Annotated in this window: 2 protein-coding genes and 1 pseudogene; 2 read left to right on the forward strand and 1 reads right to left on the reverse strand. The window is 39.0% G+C overall.

The window, feature by feature from the left end; translation table 11 throughout:
- Positions 1 to 1,522: pseudogene (locus AC6F75_RS08890) on the reverse strand (aminomethyl-transferring glycine dehydrogenase); the annotation flags it as partial.
- A 94-nt stretch (positions 1,523 to 1,616) separates the two neighbouring features.
- Here AC6F75_RS08890 and AC6F75_RS08895 point away from each other — a divergent pair.
- Both AC6F75_RS08895 and AC6F75_RS08900 read left to right on the forward strand, forming a co-directional pair.
- On the forward strand, positions 1,617 to 2,459 hold the full coding sequence (locus tag AC6F75_RS08895; RefSeq protein WP_500714654.1) for a UbiA prenyltransferase family protein: 843 nt from the start codon (positions 1,617 to 1,619) through the stop codon (positions 2,457 to 2,459).
- 81 nt (positions 2,460 to 2,540) lie between these two features.
- Positions 2,541 to 3,653 carry a DUF8612 domain-containing protein gene (locus tag AC6F75_RS08900; protein ID WP_500714655.1) on the forward strand — a complete coding sequence of 371 codons (1,113 nt, stop codon included), beginning with the start codon at positions 2,541 to 2,543 and terminating at the stop codon, positions 3,651 to 3,653.
- Positions 3,654 to 3,828 lie beyond the last annotated feature (175 nt).

Here is a 3,828-nt window from a genome sequence, read left to right on the forward strand (position 1 = left end):
AAATCATCGAGTGGTTTAATGACAAGTCCTTTCGCTCCAGTTTTTTGATGTAGCGCATCATGTCTGTTTCAGACTGGTAAGTGTTGAAAATTTCGTGTGTCAGGAAATCGGTTTTTCTGTTGACGCTTTCGGGGATTCTAGAGTCCTCACCCCCCGCCATCCCCAAAGGAGAGGGAGTTTCTTCTATTTTAAAAGAAGGTTTACCTGCTGCCTCAGCAAAAATACGGATTATGGTGTTGAGGTCTTCAACAGTGGTAGTCTCGTTGAAAGACATCACTACGGTTTCTGCATCGGGATAGTAGAAGTTGACTTCGTTTGCTTCTGCAATGGATTTTATTTTAGAAGAATCGGCTTTGATTTGAATGGTATCAAAGTAAGTCGAGTTGGTTTGAGAGTATCCCAGTTTTTCAAGTGCTTTTTCGGTAGTTGAAGCGGTGTTGTGAACTTTGTTGGCGATATATTCAAGGCCTTTTGGACCGTGATAAACAGCGTACATTCCGGCCATAACGGCTAATAAAACCTGAGCGGTACAGATGTTTGAAGTAGCCCGGTCACGCTTGATATGCTGCTCACGGGTCTGCAAGGCCATGCGCAGTGCACGGTTTCCATCAGTATCTTTGGTTACCCCGATAATTCTTCCGGGAATGTCGCGCTTGTAAGCTTCTTTCGTAGCAAAAAAGGCTGCGTGAGGTCCGCCATAACCCATGGGGATTCCAAAACGCTGGGTGGTTCCAACAACAACATCGACACCCATTTCGCCGGGAGCTTTTAGTTTGACCAGACTTAAAATATCGGCAGCAACGGCAATTTTTATAAAAGCTGATTTTGCCTTTTCGATAAAGTCTGCATAGTCATAGACCATTCCGCTTTTTCCCGGATATTGAAGCAAACAGCCAAAATATTCAGTTGAGAAATCAAAATCTTCATGATTCCCAATAACCAGTTCGATGCCAATTGGAATGGCCCTGGTTTTTAGCAGGGAAATTGTTTGTGGCAACACTTCTTCCGAAACAAAAAACTTGACAACACCATCTTTTTGTTGTTGACGGTCACGCACAGCAAATAACAACGCCATAGCCTCTGCAGCAGCAGTCGATTCGTCAAGGAGGGAAGCGTTTGCCAGTTCCATTTTAGTCAAATCGGAAACCATGGTTTGAAAATTCAAAAGCGCTTCCAAACGGCCCTGGGCAATCTCTGCCTGATAGGGTGTATAGGCTGTGTACCAACCCGGGTTTTCAAGAATGTTTCGTTGAATAACCGGAGGCAGGTTTGTATTGTGATAGCCTAATCCAATGTAGGTTTTAAATATTTTATTCTTATTTGCCAGATCACCAATGTGAGCCAGGTATTCCTGCTCTGATAGGGCGCGTGGCAAATCCATTTGTTTTTTCAATAAAATGTCATCTGGAACGGTTTCGTATATCAATTGGTCAATTGAATCAACACCAATGGTTTTCAACATTTCGGGGAGGTCTGCTTCGCGCGGGCCAATGTGGCGCAATGCAAAAGAATCTGTATTCATAAAGATATGATTTTAAGGACGCAAAAGTACAATTTTAAAGTGGAAATTTTAATGACGAAAAACATAGAATTGCGATAATTTTTCAACTGAAAGGATGGGTTATGAACAGCTTGACTATTTTTGTTTGGTGAAACTATTTCAAAAACTTCTAAATTTTTATATACAGAGCAGTATCCATGTGGCTGTTTCGGCTATGGCTTTGACGTGGATAACCTTTATTTCATTTGATTTAATTATTGACTGGTTATTATTGGGTTTTGTTTTTACGGCTACAATCACAGGATATAATTTTGTATTGTATGCCGGTATCGCCAAATGGCATCATCGTTCACTACCGCAAAATATGAGGTGGATTCAATTGTTTTCATTGCTGGCTTTTTTGGCAATGGGTTGGTTTATGTGGTTGTTGCCCATTCGACTTTGGTGGTGGATTTTACTCACGGTTTTATTCACACTGTTTTATGCTGTTCCTGCACTTCCGGGCGGAAAAAACTTACGCAATATCTCCGGACTCAAGATTGGCATAATAGCCACTGTTTGGGCGATAGTTACTGTAGTTTTTCCAGTAGGGCATTCTAATATTACATTAGGGGAAACAGAGTTGCTATTGTTGTTGCAACGGTTTTTGTTTATATTGGCTTTAGTACTGCCTTTTGAAATCAGGGACCTGAAAAATGATGCCCTTTCTTTGGGAACGATCCCCCAACGCATCGGAATAAAAAACACAAAAATCCTCGGTGTTGTGTTGCTTGGGTTAGTTGGCTTACTTGAGTTTTGGTTGCAAACCTTCCTTTCAAATCCTTTGCAATGGACGTATTTAATCCTAATAGTAACTGCCGTGTTTCTCCTTTTTTCGAATCCCAAAAGGTCAACTTATTTCACCACTTTATGGGTGGACGGGATTCCGATATTTTGGTTGGTGCTTGAGGTTTTTTAAGGAATTCATAATCTAAAAAAGCGTAAAATGGAGATTATATTCACCAAAAATATTTATATTTGGTGAATATAATCACTAAAAATGATAGAAAGAATATTGAAATCGCGTATTGTTTCTAAAAATAACAAAGGTAAAGCTATTATTTTATTAGGTCCAAGACAGGTTGGGAAAACCACATTAATAAAAAGCATTCTAAAAGTTCCTTTTTTATTTTTAGACTGTGATGATCCCACTGTGCGATCGCTTTTAGAAGAGCCCAATACAGAAAAACTAAAGTCCATCATAGGAAATCATAAGTTGGTTTTCATTGATGAAGCGCAACGTATTGCAAATATTGGCATTACATTAAAGTTGATTACAGACCAATTTAAAGATGTTCAGCTTTATGTGGGTGGTTCATCGGCACTTGATATAAACAGTGCTTTGGCAGAGCCTTTAACTGGGCGTAAGTGGGAGTTTCAGCTTTTACCCATATCATGGAATGAGTTTGAAAATCACTACGGTTTTTTAAAAAGTGAACAACAACTTGAATTGCGCTTGCTTTATGGGATGTATCCAGACGTGATTAATCACCCAGAGGATGCATATGAAGTGCTTAAAAATTTAGTTAATAGCTTTCTTTTTAAAGATATCCTTGCTTATGGCGGAATAAGAAAACCTGAAATCCTTGAAAAATTAATCAAAGCATTGGCACTTCAAATGGGGAGTGAGGTTAGTTATAATGAATTGGCCCAACTATTAGGGATTGACAAAAATACCGTTGCAAATTACATCTATTTACTCGAACAGTCTTTTGTTGTTTTTCGGCTTTCAGGCTTTAGCAGAAATATTAGGAACGAAATCAAAAACAACAAGAAAATCTATTTTTATGATAATGGCGTAAGAAACATGGTTTTAGGAAATTTTGACGAATTGGATTTAAGGCAGGATAAAGGAGCTCTTTGGGAGAATTTTTTAATCTCTGAACGATTAAAGAAAAACCTCTATGATGGAGGCAAGTCAATATCCCATTTTTGGCGAACTACCAGCCAACAAGAAATAGACTATGTAGAAGTGTCAGGAAGCAGTGTAAATGCTTTTGAGTTTAAATGGAGCCCAAAAAAAAACACAAAATTACCTAAAACCTTTCAAGAAAATTACAAAGGTAATTTTACAGTAGTAAACCGTGAAAATTTCAGGGATTTTTTGATGTAAAATCTACTATTTTGGCTTTGACTTTTCTCGCTTCCAAATCAAATAACTTATTCATCAACCATTACTCCAACAACCCCGCCCGTTTCAACAAATGCTCCGGATTGGGCTCTTTTCCGCGGAAGCGTTTGTACAGCACCATGGGGTGTTCTGTACCGCCTTTGGAGAGGACGTGTTC

It is taken from the genome of Planktosalinus sp. (assembly GCF_059864935.1).

Bases quoted from the DNA above. Each gene is read 5' to 3' on its own strand.
- AC6F75_RS08895 (WP_500714654.1), top strand. From the start codon at position 1,617: ATGGGTTATGAACAGCTTGACTATTTTTGTTTGGTGAAACTATTTCAA.
- AC6F75_RS08900 (WP_500714655.1), top strand. From the start codon at position 2,541: ATGATAGAAAGAATATTGAAATCGCGTATTGTTTCTAAAAATAACAAA.